The 6506-nt window shown below is 67.6% G+C and carries 4 protein-coding genes and 1 pseudogene; all 5 read left to right on the top strand.

The genetic code is table 11. From position 1 onward, the window contains the following. A pseudogene (locus DU475_RS13370) lies at positions 1–383 on the top strand (cell division protein FtsA); the annotation flags it as partial. A 93-nt stretch (positions 384–476) separates the two neighbouring features. Beyond that, complete coding sequence (gene ftsZ / locus DU475_RS13365; RefSeq protein ID WP_164632414.1) at positions 477–2255, top strand: cell division protein FtsZ; 1779 nt, start codon at positions 477–479, stop codon at positions 2253–2255. A gap of 346 nt (positions 2256–2601) precedes the next feature. After that, the gene (lpxC, locus tag DU475_RS13360) at positions 2602–3564 is read left to right on the top strand and encodes a UDP-3-O-acyl-N-acetylglucosamine deacetylase (protein ID WP_164632413.1); all 963 of its coding nucleotides are present in this window, start codon (positions 2602–2604) and stop codon (positions 3562–3564) included. A 229-nt stretch (positions 3565–3793) separates the two neighbouring features. Further along, positions 3794–4702 carry an outer membrane protein assembly factor BamD gene (locus DU475_RS13355; protein WP_164632412.1) on the top strand — a complete coding sequence of 303 codons (909 nt, stop codon included), beginning with the start codon at positions 3794–3796 and terminating at the stop codon, positions 4700–4702. A 12-nt stretch (positions 4703–4714) separates the two neighbouring features. After that, positions 4715–6400: a DNA repair protein RecN gene (recN, locus tag DU475_RS13350; protein ID WP_164632411.1), complete on the top strand. Its 1686-nt coding sequence runs from the start codon at positions 4715–4717 to the stop codon at positions 6398–6400. Positions 6401–6506: the final 106 nt, after the last annotated feature.

Genomic DNA, 6506 nt, shown 5'->3' with positions numbered 1-6506 from the left:
CCCGCGCCACGATCGCGAACATCATCCGGCATCGGGCCGAGGAGATTTTTGAAATGGTCAGGGACCGGCTGGCGGATTCGCCGTTCGCTGCAGAACCCCGGGCGCGGGTGGTGCTGAGCGGCGGCGCGTCGCAGCTCACCGGCGTGCCCGAACTCGCCACCCGGATTCTCGGCCGCTCGGTGCGGGTCGGTCGTCCGCTCGGAGTCGGCCGGCTGCCCAACGAAGCCAAGAGCGGCTCGTTCGCCGTGCCGGCCGGGCTTCTGGTGTATCCGCAATTCGCTCATCTCGAACACATCGAGCCTCGTCATACCCGCCACGTGCGTGCCGACGCCCATCCCGGTTACTTCGGCAAGGTCGGCCGCTGGCTGCGCGAGGGCTTCTGATGACTCTTTTCCGCCCCCTTCCGCTTTCACAGATTGCCCAGGCCCTCTGCCGGGGACTTCACGAACCAACGCGCGCGTAATCGAGAGGCAACCATGACCATCAATCTCAATGTCCCGGATATTCGCGAGCTGCGGCCCCGGATCACCGTGTTCGGCGTCGGTGGCGCCGGCGGCAACGCGGTCAACAACATGATCACCGCCGGGCTCGACGGCGTGGACTTCGTGGTCGCCAACACCGACGCGCAGGCGTTGACGATGTCGAAGGCCCAGCGGCTGATCCAGATGGGCACCGAGGTCACCCAGGGGCTCGGCGCCGGCTCGCAGCCCGACGTCGGCTCGGCCGCCGCGCAGGAAGTGATCGACGAGATCCGCGACCACCTGTCGGGCGCCAACATGGTGTTCGTCACCGCCGGCATGGGCGGCGGCACCGGCACCGGCGCCGCGCCGGTGATCGCCAAGGCCGCGCGCGAGATGGGCATCCTCACCGTCGGCGTCGTCACCAAGCCGTTCCACTTCGAAGGCGCGCGCCGGATGCGCACCGCCGAGACCGGCATCACCGAGCTGCACAAGGTCGTCGACACCCTGCTGATCATCCCGAACCAGAATCTGTTCCGGGTGGCCAACGAGAAGACCACCTTCGCCGACGCGTTCGCGATGGCCGACCAGGTGCTGTATTCGGGCGTCGCCTGCATCACCGACCTGATGGTCAAGGAAGGGCTGATCAACCTCGACTTCGCCGACGTCCGCGCCGTGATGCGCGAGATGGGCAAGGCGATGATGGGCACCGGCGAAGCCTCCGGCGAAAAGCGCGCGCTGACCGCCGCCGAAGCCGCGATCGCCAATCCGCTGATCGACGATTCGTCGATGAAGGGTGCCCGTGGCCTGTTGATCTCGATCACCGGCGGCAAGGATCTGACGCTGTTCGAGGTCGACGAAGCCGCCACCCGCATCCGCGAGGAGGTCGATCAGGACGCCAACATCATTGTCGGCGCCACCTTCGACGAGAGCCTGGACGGCATCATCCGCGTGTCGGTGGTCGCCACCGGCATCGAGCAGGCGCAGTTGTCGCGCAACGCCGGCACCCCGGCCGCTGCGGCGAGTGCGGTGGGAAACGACGGCCGCCTGGCTGAGCTGACAGCCAAGCTGCGCGCCGACAATCAGCGGATCGCCGAAGCCGCCGCGCAGCGCGCCGCCCAGGCCGCCGCGCCGGTCGCCGCCATGGCGGCCGAGCCGGCCGCCCAGCGTCAGGCCAGCAATGTCGAGCGCGCCGCGCTGGCCGCGATCGCCGCTGCGGTCGGCAATGAGCCGATGCCGCAGGCCGAGACCCCGGTCCAGCCGGCGTCTTACGGCGACGTCACCGTCCGCCCGATCCCGCAGAAGCCGTCGCTGTTCCCGGATCCGGAACAGTCGCGCGCCGTCGCCGAGGAGCCGGTCGCTCCGGAAGCCTTTATCCCGCAGCAGGCCGACCGCGCCGCGATGCGTCCGCCGCGGATGCCGCGGTTCGACGAACTGCCGGTGCCGGCTCAGAACGAAATCCGCCAGGCCCGCGGCGATGCCGAGGACGATCATCCGCAGAAGAATCGGCTGTCGCTGCTGCAGCGACTCGCCAACGGCCTCGGCCGCCGCGACGACGAACCGGTCGAAGCGCCGCAGGTCGCCCGCAACGGCGGTCCGCAGATGCCGCCGCTGCCGGATCGCCGGCCGCAGCGCAGCGTCGCCGAGCAGATGGGGAAAGACCCGGTATCCGAATACGCTAAGCGCCCGGCGCCCCAGGGGCTCGACGTGCATGGCCGCCCAGCACCTGTTGCCCCCGCGCCACAGGGCGACGACCATCTCGATATCCCCGCCTTCCTGCGGCGGCAGGCGACCTGAAACAATGTCTGAAATCTGACCAGACCCAGGGCCTCGGCGATGCGCCGGGGCCCTTTTTTGTGGCGAGGCTTCGGTCCAGGGCTGGCGGCTTAAATGACTGAAATATCGTCAGATTACGACTTTAGGCGAAATTGAGAGGCAATTGTCGCGATCACGATTGATGTCGAATTCGATCGCGGGGCGGCGGTAATGCGGCGGAGTTGGGGTAACAATCCGTAAAAAAGCGTGAGTTGGCGCGATTTGGGGCAGTGCTATGGTCAATACGGACTTGGGGACGCTCGGAGCGAGTCGCCCGGCCGACAGGACCGGAACGATTTCCGCACTGCGTCAGTGGGACACTTTACTTATGAAGTTCAGCCGGCAAACCACGCTGCGTTCGCAAGCCACGGTGACGGGCGTAGGTGTTCATTCGGGCCGTCCGGTGACTCTGACATTGGGACCCGCAGATGTCGATGCGGGTTTTCTTTTTGTCCGGACCGGCCTCGACGGCGCCGACCGCGAGATCAAGGCGACCTCGAAATCGGTGGTCGCCACCGAGCTTGCCACCGTCCTCGGTGACTGTGACGGTCCGCTGGTCTCCACCGCCGAACACGTTCTCTCCGCTCTGCGCGGCATGGGTATCGACAACGCCACCATCGAGGTCGACGGTCCCGAGGTTCCGATCATGGACGGCAGCGCCGCGCCGTTCGTCGCCGCGATCGACCAGGCCGGTATCCGCGAGCAGGCCGCTCCCCGCCGTTATCTCCAGGTTCTGAAGCCGGTTTCCGCCGCGATCGGCGAATCCTTCGGCGAGTTTCGGCCCCATGCCGGCGGCTTCCGCGTCGAAGTCGAGATCGACTTTTCCAATCCCCAGATCGGCAAACAGAAATACGCCCTCGGCGTCGAGCCGGAGATGTTCCGCCGCGAAGTCGCCCGCGCTCGCACCTTCGGCCGGATGAACGACGTCGCCCGGCTGTGGAAGATGGGCTACGCGCTCGGCGCCTCGTTCGAGAACTCGGTGGTGTTCGACGACGACCGGCTGCTCAACCCGGAAGGCCTGCGCTATTCCGACGAGTGCGCCCGCCACAAGGCGCTCGATGCGATCGGCGATCTCGCGCTCGCCGGCCTGCCGATCCTCGGCGCATATCGCTCGGTGCGCGGCGGCCACAAGCTCAACCACACCGTGCTGACCACTCTGCTGGCGGATCGCAGCGCCTGGCGGGTGATCGAAGCCGAACCGGCCCGCCGCGCGGTGCGTGGCCATGCCGAAGCCGTCACCGGTCTGGTCGGCGGCATGGTGGCCCCGGCCTACGGTCCGGACGTGTCCTGACCGCAACACTGCGGCGGCTGATTTTCCGTATCCCGGACCGTGTTAACCGATTGGACCGGCCGCCTTATTCCCGGCGAATTGGCTGCGTACCCGGTTGGTGAAGTCGCCTTTTTCGGCTAAACAGCCGGCGGTCGCCTCCCCACGTCCGGCGAAGGTCGATGGCTGAAGGCCACAGCGGCCTCGGTCGAACGTCGGGGCACACCGTTCTCCATTGGTCGGGTTGGAATTGATGTCGGCACAGCGGATCGCGCTCGGACTGCGGAACGGAGAAAATTTTCGCAGGGGAGATCGCCTGCGGCGGGGGCTGCCGATGATCGTCGGCGTGCTGGCGCTGTCGCTCCCGCTCGGCGGCTGCGGCACCGGGGCGTTGTGGGACAAGTTCCTGGCCAAAGACGACAAGATGGTCGATGAGCCGGCGGACAAGCTCTACAACGAGGGCTTGTACCTGATGAATCAGGACAAGGACACCAAGGGCGCCGCCAAGAAGTTCGAGGAAGTCGACCGCCAGCACCCGTATTCGGATTGGGCGCGCAAATCGCTGCTGATGTCGGCCTACGCCTATTATCAGGCCGGCGACTACGATAGCTGCATCGGCGCCGCCACCCGCTACGTCACGCTGCATCCCGGCAGCCCGGATGCCGCCTATGCGCAATACCTGATCGCCGCCTCGCACTACGATCAGATCCCGGACATCTCGCGCGACCAGGGGCGCACCGAGAAGGCGATCGCTTCGCTCGAAGAGGTGATCCGCAAATATCCGACCTCCGAATACGCCAACAGCGCCAAGCAGAAGCTGGAAGGCGCCCGCGACCAGCTCGCGGGCAAGGAGATGGACGTCGGCCGCTACTACATGAGCAAGCGCGACTACGCCGCGGCGATCAACCGATTCAAGACCGTGGTGACGCGCTATCAGACCACCCGCCACGTCGAAGAGGCGCTGGCGCGGCTGACCGAGGCCTATATGGCGATCGGCATCGTCGGCGAGGCGCAGACCGCCGCCGCCGTGCTTGGCCACAACTTTCCTGACAGCAAGTGGTACAAAGACGCCTACACTCTTGTAAAGTCGGGTGGACTCGAACCGACCGAGAACAAGGGCTCCTGGATCTCTAGGTCGTTCAAGAAACTCGGCCTCGGATAGGACCTGTCTCTCATGCTGGCGCGCCTTTCGATCCGCGATATCGTGTTGATCGAGCGGCTCGACATCGAATTTTCCCGTGGCCTTGCGGTGCTGACCGGCGAAACCGGCGCCGGCAAATCGATTCTGCTCGATGCGTTCGCGCTGGCGCTCGGCGGCCGCGGCGATGCCGCGCTGGTCCGGCACGGCGCCGAGCATGGCCAGGTCACCGCGAGTTTCGATGTCGCCAGGACCCATCCGGCATTCGCGATTCTCAAGGCCAACGGGCTGGATGATCGCGAGGTCGACGAATCCGGCGAACTGATCCTGCGCCGCGTTCAGCTCGCCGACGGCCGTACCCGTGCCTTCATCAACGACCAGTCGGTCAGTGTGCAGACCCTCAAAGCGGTCGGCGCCACGCTGGTCGAAATCCACGGTCAGCACGACGAGCGGGCGTTGGTCGACGCCGCCACCCACCGCCGGCTGCTCGACGCCTTCGCCGGCCTCGACAAGGACGTCGCCGCGCTGGAGACACTATGGGAGGGCCGACGCACCGCGCGGGCCGCGCTCGACGCCCACCGCGCCGGGATGGAGCGCGCCGCGCGCGAGGCCGACTATCTGCGCCACGCCGCCGACGAGCTGAAGCAGCTCGCGCCGCAGGACGGCGAGGAGACCACGCTGGCCGAGCGCCGCACCACCATGATGCAGGGCGAGAAGATCGCTGCCGATTTGCGCGAGGCGCAGGAGGTCGTCGGCGGCCATCATTCGCCGGTCGCCGCGCTGGCATCCGCGGTGCGCCGGCTGGAGCGCCGCGCCGGCACGGCGCCGCACCTGATCGAGCCCGCGGTGCGGGCGATCGACGCCGCCATCAACGCGCTGGAAGAGGCCGACCAGTATCTCAACGCCGCGCTGGCGGCGGCCGATTTCGATCCCTTGGAGCTGGAGCGGATCGAGGAGCGGCTGTTCGCGCTGCGCGCCGCTGCCCGCAAGTATTCGACCCCGGTGGATTCGCTCGCCGCGCTGGCGGCGCAATACGTCGCCGACGTCGCGCTGATCGATGCCGGCGCCGATCAGCTCGTCGTGCTGGAGAAGGCGGCGGCCGAGGCCGACGCCCGCTATGATGCGGCGGCGGCCAAGCTGTCGGCAGCGCGCGCCAAGGCGGCCGAAAAGCTCAACAAGGCGGTCGGCGCTGAGCTCGCGCCGCTCAAGCTCGAACGCGCCAAGTTCATGACCCAGGTCGAGGCCGACGCGGCGGCCCCGGGGCCGCAGGGCATCGACCGCGTCGAGTTCTGGGTGCAGACCAATCCGGGTACGCGGCCGGGCCCGCTGATGAAGGTAGCGTCCGGCGGCGAGCTGTCGCGCTTCCTGCTGGCGCTGAAGGTGGTGCTGTCCGACAAGGGCTCGGCACCGACCCTGGTGTTCGACGAGATCGATACCGGCGTCGGCGGCGCGGTCGCCGATGCGATCGGCGCGCGGTTGGGGCGGCTCGCCTCCAAGGTCCAGGTGATGGCCGTCACCCACGCCCCGCAGGTCGCCGCCCGTGCCGACCAGCATTTGCTGATCTCCAAGGCCGCCCTCGACAAGGGCAAACGCGTCGCCACCCGCGTCGCTGCGCTGGAACAAGACCACCGCCGCGAAGAAATCGCCCGCATGCTGGCCGGCGCCGAGATCACCGCAGAGGCGAGGGCCGCGGCCGACCGGCTGATCAAGGCGGCGGGGTAGGCCACACCTGCGGGGCTCTGACAGCTGCGGCGGGCATCGAGATTCCGGGTTCGCGCTACGCGCGCCCTGGAATGACTCGTTGAGAGGTGTGTTGCCAAGAATACCG

Origin of the sequence: Rhodopseudomonas sp. WA056, from assembly GCF_010906995.1 — a bacterium.
GTDB classification, from domain to species: Bacteria; Pseudomonadota; Alphaproteobacteria; order Rhizobiales; family Xanthobacteraceae; genus Rhodopseudomonas; species Rhodopseudomonas palustris_G.
Note: the sequence above shows the minus strand (reverse complement) of the source record. Positions and strands in the feature narration are given on the sequence as shown.